The sequence below is a fragment of the Rhodococcus sp. 15-2388-1-1a genome (assembly GCF_002259145.1).
Taxonomy (GTDB): Bacteria; Actinomycetota; Actinomycetes; order Mycobacteriales; family Mycobacteriaceae; genus Rhodococcoides.
Genome location: NZ_NPFP01000039.1, coordinates 283,521 through 300,558, shown reverse-complemented (window position 1 = coordinate 300,558; position 17,038 = coordinate 283,521). Strand labels below are relative to the sequence as shown.

The following is a 17,038-nucleotide window of genomic DNA, read 5'->3' as shown; positions in this document are numbered from 1 at the left end:
CCTTCTCCGATGACGAACTGCGCGTGAGTCCTACCGATTCGAAGCGACGCAATTGCACGGTCGAATTCACTATCGGTCCGAAAGGAGCATCAGCGCGTCGTTTCGCTCGCCCAGAATGCAGTTTTCAAGGAATTAACAATGTGAACTCGGGCCGACTCGAAGTCGAGAATCTGAACGCTGTGTGGCGAATAGGTTAATCAGCGCACTCGATCGAACAATCGGCCACCGAGGCGTCGCCTGCCGTCCGTGCGCCCGCTCGACCGTTGCCCGGCGATCGACGCGATCGCGTCGAGCACCTCGTGCCTCCTGGACCGAATGCACCGACGTCGAATCCGACGCGCGGAACCGAACAGTTTTCGACATCACGCCAACTGCTCTGATCAGCGGAAACGCCGACCACGGCGGCCCGGTTGGATCGAACGGCATCACTGTCGACCGATGCCGGTCCCCTCCGTTCCGCCACCCCGCATCTGCAGCCGGAAAGCCGGTGCACTCCCCATCGTCTCGCGTGTCGACGGATTCTTCAACAGGAAGGACACGCATGCGGGTGAGTCGAAGTAAATATCGCCCGTGTTAATTCTTTGCCCCATAACTATGTATTTGCCCACGACAGAGAACTATTGACTCGATTTCGTCGATCCACATAACGTTGTCGGCATTCGGATCACGAATCCGAGAAGCCACACCACCCTAGGAGTTTCCATGCCGCAGCCGAATCACCTCCCTGGGCCGAACGCCGACATTTGGGATTGGCAGATGCACGGCCTGTGCCGTGGCGTCGACTCGTCCATGTTCTTCCACCCGGACGGCGAGCGGGGCCGCGCACGAGCACAGCGCGAGATGCGAGCCAAGGAAATGTGCCGCAGCTGCCCCGTACTCGCTCAGTGCCGTACACACGCTCTCAACGTCAGCGAGCCCTACGGGATCTGGGGCGGGATGTCCGAGACCGAGCGAGAACTGCACGCTCGTCACAACCGCCGCCGCATCGCGGTGTAGTCACCCGAACACGCAAGAAAGCCCCCAACCCTTTCGGGTTGGGGGCTTTCTCGTGTCACCGAACGTCAGTGAGCGTGTCCGTGACCGGCAGCAGGCTCGGAGGCCTCTTCCGGCTTCTCCACGATCGCGCTCTCGGTCGTCAGGATCATGCGTGCAACCGACGCAGCGTTGACCACGGCGGAGCGAGTCACCTTGACCGGGTCGACGACGCCGTCGGCCAGCAGGTCGCCGTACGTCAAGGTCGCGGCGTTGAATCCGTGACCCTTCGGCAGTTCTGCCACCTTGCTGACGACGACGGAACCGTCGATGCCGGCGTTGGAGGCGATCCAGAACAGCGGTGCGTTGAGCGCGGTACGCACAACGGCAACACCGGTGGCTTCGTCGCCGGTCAGGCCGAGGTCGTCGGCCAGAGCCAACGCTGCCTGAGTCAGAGCCGAACCGCCGCCGGGGACGATTCCCTCTTCGACGGCAGCCTTGGCCGCAGCCACAGCGTCGTCGACGCGGAACTTGCGTTCCTTGAGCTCGGTCTCGGTGGCAGCGCCGACCTTGATGACCGCGATGCCGCCCGAGAGCTTCGCCAGACGCTCTTCGAGCTTCTCGCGATCCCACTCGGAGTCGGTGTTCTCGATCTCGCGGCGGAGCTGACCGACGCGCGCATCGATGTCGTCCTGCGTGCCCGCACCGTCGACGATGGTCGTGTCGTCCTTGGTGACGACGACGCGACGAGCGCGACCGAGCAGCTCGAGGCCGGCTTCCTTCAGACTCAGACCCACATCGGCGGTGATGACCTGCCCGGCCGTCACGACCGCGAGATCGTCGAGGAACGCCTTGCGGCGATCACCGAAGAACGGTGCCTTGACTGCCACGGCCTTGATCGTCTTGCGAATGGAGTTGACGACCAGCGTCGAGAGAACTTCACCCTCGGTGTCCTCGGCGATGATGAGCAACGGCTTGCCGCTCTCGGCAACCTTCTCCAGCAGAGGCAGAAAGTCCGGAAGCGAGGTGATCTTCTCGCGGTACAGCAGGACGTACGCGTCCTCGAGAACTGCTTCCTGTGCGTCGACGTCGGTGACGAAGTACGGCGAGAGGTAGCCCTTGTCGAACTGCACGCCTTCGGTGACCGAGAGCTCGGTGAGCAGCGTCGAGGACTCCTCGACGGTGACGACGCCGTCCGCGCCGACGCGAGTGAGCGCCTCGCCGACGAGTTCGCCGATCTCGGGGTCACGCGAGGACACGGTGGCGACCTGAGCGATCGCCTGCTTGCCCTCGACCGGGGTTGCGGCGGCAAGCAGAGCCTCGGCGACCTTGTCGGCCGCCTTGGAGATGCCGGTGCCGAGCGCGATCGGGTTGGCACCTGCGGCGATGTTCTTCAGACCGCCGCGCACGAGCGCCTGCGCGAGGACCGTCGCGGTGGTGGTTCCGTCGCCTGCAACGTCGTTGGTCTTGGTAGCGACGCTCTTGACCAGCTGCGCACCGAGGTTCTCGAACGGATCTTCCAGGTCGATCTCACGAGCGATCGAGACACCGTCGTTCGTGACGGTCGGACCGCCGAAGGCCTTGGACAGGACGACGTGGCGTCCCCGCGGCCCGAGCGTCACCTTGACTGCGTCGGCCAGCTTGTCGACGCCGCGTTCGAGTGCGCGGCGCGCTTCCTCGTTGAATTGGATTTGCTTTGCCATGTTTCGGTGTTACTCCTTCGAGTAAAGAAACTCGATCGAACGCACACCGCCCCGGGACCGACACGAAAATCGGATACCGGGGCGGGATGCGTTGTGGCCTACTTGGCGATGACAGCCAGCACGTCGCGTGCCGACAGAATCAGGTACTCCTCGCCGGCGTACTTGATCTCGGTGCCGCCGTACTTGCTGTAGATGACGGTGTCACCTTCTTTGACGTCGACCGGGATGCGGTTGCCCTTCTCGGTGACACGGCCTTCGCCCACGGCGACGACGGTGCCCTCCTGGGGCTTCTCCTTGGCTGTGTCGGGGATGACCAGACCGGAGGCGGTCGTCGTCTCGGCCTCGTTGGCCTGGACGAGGATCTTGTCCTCGAGCGGCTTGATTTTCACGCTCGCCACGTTGAGCCCTCCAAAGTTATGGGGTACGCGTCCGGGGTCGGATCCCCGGACAGCTGTGTGTAAGTACTTCTCGTGCGGTTCTGACAATCACGGCCTGAACTCGTTCCCGTCGTCGCGGGTGCCGGGACTTCGCTCGGTGCCAACTAGCACTCTATACACGAGAGTGCCAGCACTCAAGGGCTGGGTTCGCCAGGTTCGCGACACGGTGGTTGCGCGCGTGCGTACAAGAGTGATCACGCACCGTCCTGCTCGACCACGGAGATCCGAAAACGGGCGAATTCGGGTCCGAAACGCCGAACACCGGAGCCTTTTCTCGCCGTTTTCCCGGCATCCGCGACACCGCCGTACGCACTGGTGAGAGGCCATGAACACTCAGGAAGTAACCGACCGAGCGGCTTATTACGTTCGCGCCGGACCGCGAAGTAACGTTACGATAACGGAGCTGTCCGAACGATAACGATCGACAGCTGTGCCGCGACACGGCACACAGAGCAGTCGATTCCGGACGGACACACAGGGGCGGGAGGTGCAGCATGCGGGTAGGAGTGGGCATATCCACCGGATCCGAGGTGGTGTGCGCAGCCCTCGTCACCGTCGACACCGACGGTAGTCGCACGGTGGAGTACCGCACCGTCTCGACCGATCGCCAAGCGAACACCGACATCGGTGATCTGGTCACCTCGGCCATCGAACTCATGGCCTCGCTCATCCCCGGCCACCGGGCCCCCGACGCGATCGCCGTCACCTACCGCACCGAGGAGCACGCTGCGGGTATTCGCGCAGCGCTGGCCCACACCACCCGCGATGTCCGACTGGTGCCCGAGTCCGCAGCCGCGTCCGCGCACCTGGCGACCACCGGCCTGATCGATCGGTACGACACGATCGCGCTGGTCGATCTCGGTGCCTCGGGCATGTCGGTCACCGTCACCGATCGGACCACCGACAAGGTACTGGCGCACGGCCGATCGGACGCCGTCGGCGGCGACGCACTCGACGTGCTCGTCAAGAACCTCGTGCAGGACATGACCCGCGACAACCTTCGGGACGACATCCGCGACGACCGCGGAATCGGGTCTGCACGGTACCGATCGATCAAGGAACAGCTCTCCCGCGAGGACGAGGTCCGCATCGAGCGGTACAGCGGAATCCCGCTGACGGTCACCCGTGACGCGTTCGATGCCGCCGTGAGCCCGATCTTCGACACCGCCGCGCAGTTCGTCCGCGGGGTGTTCGACGAGAGCACCCACGAACCCGAGACCATCGTGCTGATCGGCGGTGGGGCACACATTCCCCTGCTCGCCGCAACGCTCACCGACGTGTTCCACGCCCCGGTCGTTCGACTGTCCGAACCCGATGCCGTTCTCGCCGTCGGCGCTGCTGCCGTCGCCGCATCGGCCGTCGGCAGCGACTACCAACTCGTCTCGGCCACGCGCAACACCGCAAGCCGAATGAGCCGATACTCCAGCGCGATCGCGGCCGCCGTCGTCGCAGGTGGACTGGTACTGGCCTACGGTGTGCAGACGATGACGCCTGCCGACGATGCCGACGTCTCACCGGCCGGAAGTGCCGCCCGATCCGCGACCGCGTCGAACGATTCCGGTACACCGGTCACCGAGGGCTACTCCCCCGACGAGACCCCACCCACGGCCGGGCTCACTTCTGGCGATCGATCCGACCCGACGGCAACGTCGGTCGACGCCACCGGATCGTCGACGCGGTTCACGACCACCGCTCCGCCGACCAGTACCCCGACGCTGCGGCCTGCACCCGACCTCCCGCGGATCGACTGGCCGGTCGACCCCACGTCGAATCCTGTGTCACCCGGCGTCACCACCGCAATCCCGGTGGAACCGCCGACCTCGGTCACCACGACTCCGGTTCGGCCTTCCGAACCGATCGAGCCCTCGGACCCGAGCGATACGACCGAGATCGTCCCGAGTCCGACGCCCGAGGTCACACCCGAGTTCACTCCGGTACCGACCGAATCGATCACTGTGCCGACCACCGATGTGAGCGGTTCGCAGCCCACGCCGGAACTGACGGCACCACCGACGGTATGGTCACCGCCGGTTGCAGCTCCCGAGGTGTCCGAATCCACGACGGACCCACTGTCGGCAGCCGAGCCGTCGGCTCCGCGTTCGTCCTCGACCACCGCGGCAACGCAGAACGCTCAGCCGGGCACCTGACTGGTCGCGACCGAGAGGCCGGGATCGGTCACGGCGGTCAACGCCGAGGGCTCGGCTCCGCCTGCCACGAGGTGAGCGCCCAGTGCGGCGATCATCACCCCGTTGTCGGTGCACAGTCGCGGCTTCGGAATTCTCAGCGTCAAACCCTGCTCTGCGCAACGACTTTCGATCAGCGAACGAATGCGAGAGTTGGCGGTGGCGCCCCCACCCAGAACGATCGTATCGACGTCGACATCGGTTGCCGCACGGACGGCCTTCATCGTCAGTACATCGGCGACGGATTCCTGGAACGACGCGGCGATGTCCGCAACAGGAATCGGATCTCCGGCACGGTGCCTGGCCTCGACGAACCGAGCGACGGCCGTCTTGACCCCGGAGAACGAAAAATCGTAACGGGCATCGCGCGGACCGGTCATTCCCCGGGGAAACGCGATCGCGGCCGGATCACCCTCGCGCGCAGCATCATCGAGGGCCGGGCCACCGGGATAGCCCAATCCGAGGAGCCGCGCAACCTTGTCGAAGGCCTCACCGGCCGCATCGTCGACCGTGGTCCCGAGCTCGGCGATCGGCCGGGACAGATCGTCGACGTGCAGCAGATGAGTGTGACCTCCGGAGACCAGCAGCGCCACGCACGACGGCATCGGGCCGTGCTCGAGCGTGTCGACCGCGACGTGGCCACCGAGATGGTTGACCGCGTAGAACGGCACGCCCCAGGCCGCGGCGTACGCCTTCGCAGCGGCAACCCCGACCAGCAACGCCCCGGCCAGCCCCGGCCCGATCGTCACCGCGACGGCGTCGGGACGCTCGATGTCAGCGGTCGCCAGAGCCCGCCGCATGGTCGGCACGATGGCTTCCAGATGCGCGCGCGACGCCACCTCGGGCACCACTCCGCCGTACCGCGCGTGTTCGTCGACGCTGGAGGCCACCTCGTCGGCCATCAGCTCGCACGTCCCCGCCCCGCCCCACCGGACGATCCCGACTCCTGTTTCGTCGCAAGAACTTTCGATACCCATGACGATCATCGGGCTGATCCTTCCGTCTTCTCGGACCGACGCATGGTGAAGGCGTCGGCCCCGCTCGGCTGGTAGTACCCGACCCTGGTACCGACGATCTCGAACCCTTCGCGTCGGTACAACTCGATGGCGGGCTCGTTGTCGGTACGTACCTCGAGGAAGACCGGCCCACCGTGCTCGTCGGCCACTCGGAGCAATTCGTCGAGCAGTCGCCCGCCGATTCCTCGGCGGTGATGCGACGGATCGACACCGATGGTGTGCACCTCGGACTCACCGACGACGAACGCGCCGCGACTGGGCTGCCCCAGCAGGGAGATGCCTGCGTAGCCGACGACCTCGCCGTTCTCTCGCGCCGTGACGTAATGATTGTGTGGCGCCGCCAGTTCCGCGATGAAGGCATCCTCCGCCCACGGGTCGTCACCCGGGAACAGCACGGTCTCGAGATACGCGCACCGAGCAGCGTCCGCCGTCGTCATCGACTCGATCGACACCGTCACTTCGAAGCCTTCGCTGCGGCGCGCTCGTCGAGCGTCTTGGCGTCGGGACGACGCAGGTACAACGGGACGAGCGGGCCCGGGACGATCCCGCTGCCGATGTCCGCAGCGGCAACGGCGACCAATCCGGCCGGAGACGGTGCCTGCACATCACGAATCGGAAGCTCGAATGCCGCAGCATGCGGTGCCGATCCGGCGACCGCGTCGACTCCGACACGATCCAGTTCGGCCGGGGCGACAACGTCGGGCCCTGCAACCCGAACCCCGGCTTCGTAACGCGCCCAGTAGATTTCGCGCCGGCGCGCGTCGGTCACCACCAACAGAGACCCGGGCTCGGAGACATCTGCGGCGATGGCGTCGAGACTGCAGACGCCGTACACGGGAAGACCGAGCGCGTCACCGAATGCCGCAGCTGTCGCCATGCCCACCCGCAACCCGGTGTACGGGCCGGGACCGACGCCGACGACGACGGCTCCCAACTCGGCCGCGGTGATTCCGGCCTCGGCCAAGCACTCGAGAATGTTGGGCGTCAAGATTTCTGCATGAGATCGCGCGTCCACCCGAACCCGTGTGGCGAGGGTCGTGGCCACTGCATCGGCGCCGGGCTCGGTCAGGCTCACCACACCTGCGGTGACGGCGGGGGTCGAGGTGTCGACGGCAAGTACAAGCACGATGTTTCAGATTACCCGTCTTCAGGGATACGACCGCGCACCCGGTACCCGGTCAGCGTCGTTCTCGGTGATCCGCTCTGCTGTTCACCCGACCCGCCGTCACGCGCCGAACATCGGAATCCGGATCACGCGTCAGACGCACCGACACATGGCCGTCCGTCAGCTTCTCCACCAATCCCTCGCCCCACTCGACCACAACGACGGCGTCGGTGAGGTCGGTATCGAGGTCGAGGGCATCGAGTTCGTCGACCGCCGACTGCCCCGTCATGCCGAGCCGATAGGCATCGACGTGGACCAGCGCAACCGGCGGTAGTCCACCGGGCCGTGACCCGGCCCGGTGCTCGCGGGCGATGACGAACGTCGGCGAGGTGACGCGGCCCTGGACACCGAGTCCGGCCGCAATCCCCTTGGTCATCGCTGTCTTTCCGGCCCCGAGCGGGCCGTCGAGAATCACCAGATCGCCGGCGACCAGAACGTCGGCGAGCCGTGCACCGAACTCGGCAGTGTCTGCGGCAGTGACCAATTCGACGTGCACCGGCAAGGTCAGCGGCTCGTCAGACAACGCCCCACCGTCGCTTCTTGCCTGCGGCCTCCGTCGCCCGTGCCACGAGCCGCTGAATCGCGCCGTTGACCTGTTCGGGAAATTCGAGTTGGACCAGGTGCCCACCCTGGCGCACACGTACCGTCTCCGAACGCGGCAGGGCCCGAGCCAGAGCCTCCGAGCTGGCGAACGGAATGATCCAGTCCTCGTCGCCACACACTACCGACACCGGGATGTTCTCGAATTCCAGCAGGGCCTCGGACTCGTCGTGCAACTCGAGAGTCTCGAGGAAGTTGACGATCGTGACGACGGAGGTGTCGTCGATCATCGACTGAGAGAACGCCACCAGCCGCGGGGAGACCCTGGTGCCGTAGGACGCCGCCCGCAGTATCGGTGAAATGAGCGCACGCACGGCACCGCGACCGAACTGCACGAAACCGGGCGAGGTCCGCACCGCGAGCCGGAACGCGTCGACCGCCGGATTCTGCAGACTACGACCCACCCCGGACTGCGCGAGACCGGCCGCAGTCGTCGAGATCAGAACTGCGCCGATGACCCGCTGGCGCAACACGTCCGATCGTTGCCGCGCCATGGACAGGATCGACATCCCGCCCATCGAGTGCCCGACCAGAACGATGCGGCCCTTGGGTACCACCGAGCGAATCACCGCGTCGAGATCGAGGCCGAGTTGACCGATGGTGCAGCTCTCCGGGCTCGGCACTCCCGAACGTCCGTGACCGCGCTGGTCGTAGAAGACCATGCGTACCGTCGAACCCCACTGCTGTTCGAGCGCGCGGCGCTGAAAATGCCACGACGACATGCGCAGGCAGTAGCCGTGCACGAAGATCACGGTGGTCTCGGCGTCACACGGACCCACTTCGCGGACCGCAAGCGGTACACCGTCGTCCGCGGTGACGATACTGCCGCGATCGGCATCCATCAGGTCGAGGTTCTCGGTGGCCAACGGATCCTTGTTGGACCGAAACGCCGTCTCCCGCACCACAATCGCAATACTCTCCAGCAATCCGAGCATGATCTAGACCGTCGCCTCCCCTACGCGAGCGCCGACGAACCGTCGTCGGACGCGTCCACGAACGCCGGTGACGACTTCGTAGCTGATCGTGTCGAGCGCATCCGCCCAATCCTGAGCGTGCGCCTCTCCCCTGTCCCCTGATCCGAACAGTAGCGCCTCGTCGCCGACCGCGACACCCGAGCGGTCACCACCGAGATCGACGACGAACTGGTCCATGCACACTCGCCCCACCGAGGGGTAGCGACGACCTGCGATGGTCACCTCGAACCGCCCGCTGAGGCGGCGAACGACCCCGTCGGCGTATCCGAGAGCGACGAGTGCGACCACGGTGTCGGCAGGAGCGGTCCAGGTGTAGCCGTAGGACACAGATTCACCTTCGCTCACCTTCTTGATGTTCGCCACCTGCGCCGACAGCGTCATGACCGGGCGCAACCCGAACGTTCCCAGCTCGGGCACCGGCGACAAGCCGTACAGAGCAATACCCGGGCGGACCATGTCGAAACCGAGATCGGGTCTGGTCAGCGTGGCTGCAGAGTTGGACAGGTGCACGACGGCGGGAGGCGTTCCGCGCCGGGTCGCGCGCCGCACCGCGTCGCGGAGCCGCTCGGCCTGGGCGTCGTTGGCGGGGTGCCCCGGTTCGTCGGAGCAGGCCAGATGCGAGAACATTCCCGTCAACCGCACAGTTCCCTCCGCGACGGCGGCCGCCGTACCGTCCAGGACTGCATCGAGATCCGATTCCGGGACCCCGTTGCGATTGAGTCCGGTGTCGATCTTGAGCGAGAGATCAGCGGTGGAACCGACTCGGCGTGCCGCTTCGACCACAGCGTCGAGCTGGGCAGCCGTGGACACCCCGATCCCTACCTGCCCGGTGATCGCCGCAGCGAAATCGGAGTCCGTTCGGTGCAACCACGCCAACACCGGGACCGTCACACCCGCAGCGCGGAGTTCGAGGGCCTCACCGATGGTGGTGACGCCGAGCTCCTGTGCACCGGCTGCCACTGCGGCGTGTGCGACCTCGACGGCACCGTGGTTGTATCCGTCTGCCTTGAGGACCGCCATCACGGCGGCGTCCCCGGCGAACTGCTGCAACACGCGGACGTTGTGAGCCACCGCGTCGAGGTCCACGGACGCCACAGCACCCGAACCCGTCCGAGGATCGGTCCTCTCGTCGCCGCAGCCGATACTCACAACATTCGATAGTGCCATCCGAGCCGCCGATACGACGGATCAGGGTGCCACAACTCGTGACACACCCGGCATCGGACGTGGGCCACGCACGACCACGGTCAGACTGTGAGCGAGCGCACGGTCCGGATGGCGTCGGGGATGGACTCACACAGTGGACTCGCAGAAATGGGCGCTGCGAACTCTCCGTCCGATCCGTGAGCCGCACGGGCCGCGGCCAGTGCGTGAACCTTCGCGCCGCAGGCAGCCGCAGTGGACGGTGCCATTCCCGACGCGAGCAGCGCCCCGAGAATGCCCGACAGTACGTCGCCCGAACCGGCGGTCGATGCAGCCGATCCCCCGGCATCGCTGACGAACGTGGTGCCGTCCGCATCGGCGACGATCGTCGCTCGCCCCTTGAGGAGAACGGTGAAGCCCCAACGCGCGGCGAGATCTCGAACCGATCCCACTCGGTCGGGTGCGGGGTCGGATCCGGTCAGGCGGGCGAATTCCCCGGCATGCGGGGTCAGCAGAGTCGGTGCGGTGCGTCCGGCGACCCAGCGTTCGTTGCGTGCGAGGATCGTGAGCGCATCCGCGTCGACGACGACCGGCAGATCCGTCTCCAGCACTCGACGCACGATCTCCGCCGAATCCTCGTCGGTGCCGAAACCGGGACCGACCACCCACGCCTGCACCTTTCCCGCCGCGTCGAGGTCCGGGGCGGCAACGACCTCCGGACAGTGCGAAACGACTTCTGCCCCTGCGCTTCCCACGTAGCGGACCATTCCGGAGGTGGCCGCGACCGCCGCACCGACACAGAGCAGTGCGGCACCGGGGAACGTGGCACTACCGGCCAGGACACCCACCACGCCCTGCGAGTACTTGTCGTCCGAGGCCGACGGGATCGGCCACACCCGTCCGACGTCGGACGGCTCGAACGACGCCATCGCAGGCGCCGGCAGATCCAGGCCGATGTCCACGAGTTCGATTCGGCCACACCGAGGTACGGCCAGCACGTGAACCGGCTTACGGGCACCGAACGTCACCGTCACCTCGGCAGTCACCGCCGGCCCCGGTGCGGCACCGGTCTCCGCATCGACTCCACTGGGAACGTCCACGGCCACGATCGGTGCGGTGATCCGCTCGACCACCGCAGCAGCATCGGGCCGCAGCGGGCCCTTGCCGGAAATCCCCACGATGGCGTCGACCACGATGTCGGCGGGTCCGCACCGAGTCACCACGCGCCCGCCCGACGATCGCAGGGCCGCGAGACCCTCGGCGTGCACCCGCGTCGGATCGAGCAGCAGAGCCGACACCGAAACACCGCGTCGACGCAGATACGCCCCCGCCCACAGACCGTCGCCGCCGTTGTCTCCCGTGCCCACCAGAATCGTCACGCGGCGTCCCGCGACGCCGCCCGTGCGCGCCGTGAGCTCGGCTGCCACCACAGCGGCCAAACCATAGGCGGCGCGACGCATGAGAACGCCGTTCGGCAGGGAATTCAGTAGCGGCGCTTCCGCATTCCGAATCTGCTCGGGTGTGTAGTAGCCGCGCATGCCGAGCGCTATTCGACGGTGACGGACTTGGCCAGGTTGCGTGGCTTGTCCACGTCGTAGCCGCGCGCCTGAGCCACCTCGGCGGCGAACACCTGCAGTGGGATCGTCGACAACAACGGCTGCAGCAGCGTCGACGCAGCCGGGATCTCGATCAAGTTGTCCGCGAAAGGCCGCACTGCCTCGTCGCCCTCTTCGGCGATGACGACCGTTCGCGCACCACGCGCCTGGATCTCGCGAATGTTGCTCAGCATCTTCGAGTGCAACACCGCCCGACCCTTGGGCGAGGGCATCACGATGATCACCGGCACACCGTCCTCGATGAGCGCGATCGGACCGTGCTTGAGCTCGCCGGCCGCGAAGCCCTCCGCGTGCATGTACGCCAGCTCCTTGAGCTTGAGCGCACCTTCGAGAGCAACCGGATAGCCGACGTGTCGGCCGAGGAACAGAATCGTCGTGGCCGTCGAGAGCTCTCGCGCGAGCGCCCTAACCGGCTCGACAGTCTCGAGCACCCGTTGCACCAACTCGGGCATCGCTTCGAGTTCGGCGAATTCACGGGCGACCTCGTCGGGATACTTGGTGCCGCGAGCCTGCGCCAACGCCAGCCCGACCAGATAGTTCGCGGTCACCTGGGCGAGAAAGGCCTTGGTCGACGCAACGCCGATCTCCGGACCGGCCCGCGTGTAGAGGACGGCGTCGGCCTCCCGCGGAATCTGCGAGCCGTTGGTGTTGCAGACCGCGAGAACACGCGCCTTCTGATCCTTGGCGTGCCGAACGGCTTCGAGGGTGTCCGCGGTCTCGCCGGACTGCGAGATGGCCACGACGAGGGTCGAACGATCGAGAACCGGGTCGCGGTAACGGAATTCGCTGGCCAGTTCCACCTCGACCGGCAACCGAGTCCAGTGCTCGATCGCATATTTGGCAAGCAGGCCCGAGTGGTACGCGCTACCGCAGGCCACGACGAACACCTTGTCGACGTCGCGCAACTCCTGATCGGACAGTCGCTGCTCGTCGAGCACGATTCGACCGTTGTCGAAGTGACCGAGCAACGTGTCCGCCACAGCGGCTGGCTGCTCCTGGATCTCCTTGAGCATGAAGTAGTCGTGGCCGCCCTTCTCGGCGGCTGCCAGATCCCAGTCGATTCGGAACGGACGCCCCTGCGCCTCGTTGCCCTCGAAATCGCTGATGTCGTAGCCGTCGGCGGTGATGACGACGACCTGGTCCTGGCCGAGCTCGACGGCGTCGCGCGTGTGCTCGATGAAGGCAGCCACGTCCGACCCGAGGAACATTTCGCCCTCGCCGACACCGAGTACCAGGGGCGTGGAGCGACGAGCCGCGACGATCGTGTCCGCGTGATCGGAATGGGTGAACACCAGAGTGAACGCACCCTCGAGACGACGCAGAACAGCTTTGGCGCTGGCCACGAAGTCGCCCGCGGTCGGACCCTCGGCGTAGGCACGCGAGACGAGGTGCACTGCGACCTCGGTGTCGGTATCGGACAGGAACTCGATCCCGACGGCTTCCAACTCGGCCCTCAGCGGTCCGAAGTTCTCGATGATGCCGTTGTGCACCACGGCGACGGTGCCCGACGCATCGCGGTGGGGGTGAGCGTTGCGGTCGGTCGGACGGCCGTGCGTCGCCCACCGGGTGTGACCCATGCCGGTGGTGCCGACGAACGTGTCGGTGCCGATGTCGTCCAATTCGGCTTCGAGATTCGCCAGGCGACCGGCCTTGCGCTCGACCGCCGTCGCTCCCGCGCCGTCGAGAATGGCGATCCCCGCCGAGTCGTAACCCCGATATTCCATACGCCGAAGCGCCTCGACCACCACACCCAGCGCTGGGCGGTGGCCGACGTAACCCACGATTCCGCACATGGACAATCAGGGTACTCGGCGGGGCGCGCACGACCCATTCGCTCGGGTTGACGTGTCCGGTGTCCCCCTGACGCGCCGCAGTTCGGTAGCGTCATCTCTCGTGGCGAAACCGAAGAAGCTGGCATCTGCTCTCTCCAAGCGCGGCCCGCACAAGGTGCTCCGAGGCGACCTGGCCCTCGCCGGGCAACCCGGTGTCGTCTACACCCCCGCCGAGGGCTTCGGCCTGCCCGGCGTGGCCTTCGCACACGGCTGGATGCTGCGTCCCAGCCATTACACCGACACTCTGAAGCACTTGGCGTCCTGGGGCATCGTGGTTGCGGCACCGGACACCGAACGCGGCCTCGTACCCTCGCACCGCGGACTCGCGACCGACCTGGGCACTGTGCTCGACATCATGACCGGCGTGCGTCTCGGCCCCGGCAACATCAGCGTGCATCCGGACAAACTCGCCACAGCAGGCCACGCGATGGGTGCCGGGACCGCTGTTCTCGCAGCCTCTCGGCGAGCGGACATCAAGGCCGTAGCCGCACTGTTCCCGGCACCGACGGCACCGTCGTCCGAGGAGGCAGCCGCCGGACTTGCCATCCCCGGGCTCGTCGTGGGCGACAACTCGAACGCCGATTCGCTCACCGACAACTCACTCGCTCTCGCCCAGTCCTGGCGTGGACCGTCCGTGCTCCGACGAATCGACGGCTCGACGGCAGACGGATTCGTCGAAGGCAGGCGGATCCTCGGCGCACTGGGCATCAACAAGCCCGACCGCAAGACCCAACAACGCACCCGTGCCGTACTCACCGCGTTTCTGCTGTTCCACCTGACAGGTGACTCCGACTACGAGGAGTTGGCCGGATCGGCAGGTGAGATCGACGGAACCAGAGCGGTCGATCCGCACGCGCCGCTCGACGCGCAGCCCAAGCCCAAGGCGTCCGCGTCGATCAAGGCCCTGCTCGGCCGGGGCTAGTCCCGTTCGTCACCGACCGGTGTCACACCAGCCAGGACCTCGGCCGTTCGTCGGGATCGGTCTCGACGTGCGGTGTGGGTGCTCGCCGGTCCAGGTGAGCCGGTTGCAGCACCGAACCCGACATCGACTCGACGTCGGAGTCCGCTCCGCTCGCCGTCGCTGAAATCCGTCCGCCTCGGTCCACTGCCGGGGCCTGTGCCCGACTCAACTCTTCGGCCGCCCGCGCCATCGCGATCCGGTGCTCATCGCGTATTCGATGCAACTCCCGACGCCACGCACTGTCGGTGCTCACAGCTCCCCTGCTTCACTCAGGCCTGCACCGCTACCCGTGTCGGCGGGTTGCGGATCGGTGACCGGTCGATCCGCAACTACCGGATGCTGCACAGCAGGCTGCTCGGTGTCGGGTGAGCACTGCGCCTGTGCATCCGAAACGGATTCGGACGGCGACACAGGTTCGGTCGCAGGCTCAGGTTCGACCGCAGGAACCGGCCCGGAGGCAGGCTCCGGTTCGGCAGGCGGCACGGGTTCGGCAGGCGGCACGGGTTCGGTAGGCGGCACGGGTTCCTCTGCCGCCGCGGATTCGGCCGCGGGCACCGGTTCGGTCGGCAACGGTGCAGCCGAGGCCGGTACGTCCACCGCGTCGGCGATGCCGGGAACTTCGACGATCTCGGGTAGGCCGAACGGTCCGATTCCGAGCTCGAACGAGCGCGTTCCGAGTCCAGGAGTCTCGAGTTCGAGGGACACCGTGCCGTCGTGTTCGAGCGCGATGCGGGCCCGATGCCCGTCGAGCTCGGCCTCGAGATGGCCGCGCTCGTCGGTGGCCGCGGTCCACGACTGCTCGGGCTGCGGCAACGGAGTCGGTTCGGGTCGCTGGTCGCCACTCCCGTCCGGAGAAGCCTCCTCGGGGTTGCCGTCACCTGCCCGACTGTCGACGGCAGTGTCACCGGAGCTTTCGAGATCTCCGCCGTCGATCGTCTCGGTCAACGCGTTGTCGACTCGGTCGATGATCTCGGCGACCACTCGATCCACGAGCCCGTCGAGAGAATCCCCCAGCTCCTCACCCACACCACCGTCGACGGTGAGAGATCCGGCCGGATCCACGCTGTCTGCTCCGACGAGTGCGTTCTCGCCGGGCAGTGTCGCCACCGGTCCGGTCGCTGCGGGCCCGACAGCCGCCGGTGCGACAGCCGCCGGTGCGGCTCCGAAAGCGGAAGGCGTGGAACCGATCCCGGCAGGATCCGGGTCTGAGCAAGAGCCGTCGGGCCCCGGCCACATCGCTGCTGCACCGGGTTCCATTGCCCAACCGCGCTCGTCGAGTTCACCGAACGACGGCTCGTGGACGCTGCCCAGAACGTCCACCACCAACGCCAGACAGTTTCTGACGGCGATATCCGTAGCGGTGCACGCTGCCAGGACTGCCTCGCACGTACCCTGCACCCGCGGAACGAACTCGGTGTCGATCCAGCGCCTGCAGAGTTCGGTCACCTCGGCGGCGAACTCGTCGGAGACATCGACGCTGCTCGCCCCGTCGTTCAGATCCTCGAACGCAGACGCCAATCGTGGGAACACCGACTCTCGATCCACCGGCAGGCACTCGATTCCCGACGCGAGCAGAATCGCATCGATCCGGTCCATGTCTTTGCCGTCCACCAGGTCGATGTCGAGGCCGCCGACGAGCTCTGCCTTGTCGGTCACTGCGTCACGGAGAACGTCGACGGCCGCACACATCGTCTGATGGGAATCTTCGATCGACGCGAGGAACTGGGACGCCTTCTCCTGTTCGGCCGAAAGATAGGTCTGCACTGCCTCCCCTGCGTCACCGTGCCAGCGCAACTGCAGAACTCGGCGAAGTTGAATCTGTTCCTCGAGTTGATCGGCGAGTACTGCGGACACCGCCCCGACGGCGTCGGCATCGTTACCGAGCGCACCCAGGTTCAGTCCGCGCTGCTCGTCGTACCTGGCGCACATGTCCTGATACTGCGGAACTTCGACGCCCGGGACACGGCCGACCAGCGGCAGGAAACGCTCGAAGAACAGCAGTCCTTCTGCGTTCGCATCGAGAATCTCGTCGATCGACGCCCCGTCACCGGACGAGGCCGAAGGAAGTGTCACCGGGGTGTCTCGATCGCGTATGCGGTGGCGTCGTCCTGTTGCTCGTACTCGTTCATCGCGGTGGTGAGGGCACCGGCAATGTCCTCGACCGAGGATCTCCATGCCCCGACTGCACGCCCGAGCCCGAGGTGCGCCTGGGAATAGGCAGCGCCCAGGTCGCCGTAGTTCCGTCCGGCCCCGGCTGCGCCGAAGCCCGCGTCGGCGACCGAATCGGCGGCATCACCGAGCGCCTCCGCCGACGACGCCAATGCATCTGCCACCCCGCGAACTCGGTCCGCGTCCACCCGAACTCCGTCGCTCATACGTTCCCGTTCCCCCCTCGAAGTGCCCCTATCTCACTATGACGTGCGCCGACTCACATCG

General features: G+C 66.4%; 16 protein-coding genes. 3 read left to right on the top strand and 13 right to left on the bottom strand.

Features of this window, described 5'->3' with window-relative positions; all coding sequences use genetic code 11:
- Nucleotides 1-702 precede the first annotated feature (702 nt).
- Nucleotides 703-996 (top strand): WhiB family transcriptional regulator, encoded by a 294-nt coding sequence (locus CH302_RS21715; protein ID WP_027496361.1) that lies wholly within the window; start codon nt 703-705, stop codon nt 994-996.
- 65 nt (nt 997-1,061) lie between these two features.
- Here CH302_RS21715 and groL read toward each other — a convergent pair whose 3' ends face one another.
- Both groL and groES read right to left on the bottom strand, forming a co-directional pair.
- Nucleotides 1,062-2,675 (bottom strand): chaperonin GroEL, encoded by a 1,614-nt coding sequence (groL, locus tag CH302_RS21710; RefSeq protein WP_037188249.1) that lies wholly within the window; start codon nt 2,673-2,675, stop codon nt 1,062-1,064.
- A gap of 98 nt (nt 2,676-2,773) precedes the next feature.
- Nucleotides 2,774-3,073, bottom strand: a complete 300-nt coding sequence (gene groES, locus CH302_RS21705) for a co-chaperone GroES (RefSeq protein ID WP_008718149.1) — start codon at nt 3,071-3,073, stop codon at nt 2,774-2,776.
- 533 nt (nt 3,074-3,606) lie between these two features.
- Here groES and CH302_RS21700 point away from each other — a divergent pair.
- Nucleotides 3,607-5,259, top strand: coding sequence for an Hsp70 family protein (locus CH302_RS21700; RefSeq protein WP_052047371.1), 1,653 nt, complete (start codon nt 3,607-3,609; stop codon nt 5,257-5,259).
- Here the strand turns inward: CH302_RS21700 and tsaD are convergent.
- The 8 genes from tsaD to glmS form a co-directional block, all read right to left on the bottom strand.
- Complete coding sequence (gene tsaD / locus CH302_RS21695) at nt 5,244-6,281, bottom strand: tRNA (adenosine(37)-N6)-threonylcarbamoyltransferase complex transferase subunit TsaD (protein WP_037188255.1); 1,038 nt, start codon at nt 6,279-6,281, stop codon at nt 5,244-5,246. The two genes, CH302_RS21700 and tsaD, sit on opposite strands and share 16 nt — an antisense overlap.
- Entirely contained in the window at nt 6,278-6,769 is a 492-nt protein-coding gene (gene rimI / locus CH302_RS21690) for a ribosomal protein S18-alanine N-acetyltransferase (protein ID WP_037188257.1), read from the bottom strand. The genes tsaD and rimI overlap by 4 nt, the downstream gene beginning before the upstream one ends.
- Nucleotides 6,766-7,437: a tRNA (adenosine(37)-N6)-threonylcarbamoyltransferase complex dimerization subunit type 1 TsaB gene (gene tsaB, locus CH302_RS21685; RefSeq protein WP_037188259.1), complete on the bottom strand. Its 672-nt coding sequence runs from the start codon at nt 7,435-7,437 to the stop codon at nt 6,766-6,768. Before tsaB ends, rimI begins: the two co-directional genes overlap by 4 nt.
- A gap of 52 nt (nt 7,438-7,489) precedes the next feature.
- Complete coding sequence (gene tsaE, locus CH302_RS21680) at nt 7,490-7,999, bottom strand: tRNA (adenosine(37)-N6)-threonylcarbamoyltransferase complex ATPase subunit type 1 TsaE (RefSeq protein ID WP_037188261.1); 510 nt, start codon at nt 7,997-7,999, stop codon at nt 7,490-7,492.
- Nucleotides 7,992-9,011: an alpha/beta fold hydrolase gene (locus tag CH302_RS21675; RefSeq protein WP_037188263.1), complete on the bottom strand. Its 1,020-nt coding sequence runs from the start codon at nt 9,009-9,011 to the stop codon at nt 7,992-7,994. The genes tsaE and CH302_RS21675 overlap by 8 nt, the downstream gene beginning before the upstream one ends.
- A 3-nt stretch (nt 9,012-9,014) precedes the next feature.
- Nucleotides 9,015-10,217: an alanine racemase gene (gene alr / locus CH302_RS21670; protein ID WP_196250538.1), complete on the bottom strand. Its 1,203-nt coding sequence runs from the start codon at nt 10,215-10,217 to the stop codon at nt 9,015-9,017.
- Between the two features lie 80 nt (nt 10,218-10,297).
- Nucleotides 10,298-11,731, bottom strand: a complete 1,434-nt coding sequence (locus CH302_RS21665) for a bifunctional ADP-dependent NAD(P)H-hydrate dehydratase/NAD(P)H-hydrate epimerase (RefSeq protein ID WP_037188265.1) — start codon at nt 11,729-11,731, stop codon at nt 10,298-10,300.
- An 8-nt stretch (nt 11,732-11,739) separates the two neighbouring features.
- Complete coding sequence (gene glmS, locus CH302_RS21660) at nt 11,740-13,602, bottom strand: glutamine--fructose-6-phosphate transaminase (isomerizing) (protein WP_037188267.1); 1,863 nt, start codon at nt 13,600-13,602, stop codon at nt 11,740-11,742.
- Between the two features lie 100 nt (nt 13,603-13,702).
- Here glmS and CH302_RS21655 point away from each other — a divergent pair, with 100 nt between their 5' ends.
- Nucleotides 13,703-14,563, top strand: coding sequence for a dienelactone hydrolase family protein (locus CH302_RS21655; protein ID WP_037188269.1), 861 nt, complete (start codon nt 13,703-13,705; stop codon nt 14,561-14,563).
- 22 nt (nt 14,564-14,585) lie between these two features.
- Here the strand turns inward: CH302_RS21655 and CH302_RS21650 are convergent, their stop codons facing one another.
- Genes CH302_RS21650 through CH302_RS21640 form a run of 3 tightly spaced genes read right to left on the bottom strand, consistent with a single transcriptional unit; the run spans nt 14,586 to nt 16,977 of the window.
- A complete protein-coding gene (locus CH302_RS21650; RefSeq protein WP_141216703.1) occupies nt 14,586-14,855 on the bottom strand; it encodes a hypothetical protein in 270 nt (89 codons plus the stop codon).
- Nucleotides 14,852-16,675: a hypothetical protein gene (locus tag CH302_RS21645; RefSeq protein WP_037188272.1), complete on the bottom strand. Its 1,824-nt coding sequence runs from the start codon at nt 16,673-16,675 to the stop codon at nt 14,852-14,854. The genes CH302_RS21650 and CH302_RS21645 overlap by 4 nt, the downstream gene beginning before the upstream one ends.
- Nucleotides 16,672-16,977, bottom strand: coding sequence for a type VII secretion target (locus tag CH302_RS21640; RefSeq protein WP_037188275.1), 306 nt, complete (start codon nt 16,975-16,977; stop codon nt 16,672-16,674). The genes CH302_RS21645 and CH302_RS21640 overlap by 4 nt, the downstream gene beginning before the upstream one ends.
- Nucleotides 16,978-17,038 lie beyond the last annotated feature (61 nt).

What these genes read in the sequence shown, in the direction of transcription:
- CH302_RS21715 (WP_027496361.1), top strand. Translation starts at nt 703, where the DNA reads ATGCCGCAGCCGAATCACCTCCCTGGGCCGAACGCCGACATTTGGGAT.
- groL (WP_037188249.1), bottom strand. Translation starts at nt 2,675, where the DNA reads ATGGCAAAGCAAATCCAATTCAACGAGGAAGCGCGCCGCGCACTCGAA.
- CH302_RS21700 (WP_052047371.1), top strand. Translation starts at nt 3,607, where the DNA reads ATGCGGGTAGGAGTGGGCATATCCACCGGATCCGAGGTGGTGTGCGCA.
- tsaD (WP_037188255.1), bottom strand. Translation starts at nt 6,281, where the DNA reads ATGATCGTCATGGGTATCGAAAGTTCTTGCGACGAAACAGGAGTCGGG.
- CH302_RS21675 (WP_037188263.1), bottom strand. Translation starts at nt 9,011, where the DNA reads ATGCTCGGATTGCTGGAGAGTATTGCGATTGTGGTGCGGGAGACGGCG.
- alr (WP_196250538.1), bottom strand. Translation starts at nt 10,217, where the DNA reads ATGGCACTATCGAATGTTGTGAGTATCGGCTGCGGCGACGAGAGGACC.
- CH302_RS21665 (WP_037188265.1), bottom strand. Translation starts at nt 11,731, where the DNA reads ATGCGCGGCTACTACACACCCGAGCAGATTCGGAATGCGGAAGCGCCG.
- glmS (WP_037188267.1), bottom strand. Translation starts at nt 13,602, where the DNA reads ATGTGCGGAATCGTGGGTTACGTCGGCCACCGCCCAGCGCTGGGTGTG.
- CH302_RS21640 (WP_037188275.1), bottom strand. Translation starts at nt 16,977, where the DNA reads ATGAGCGACGGAGTTCGGGTGGACGCGGACCGAGTTCGCGGGGTGGCA.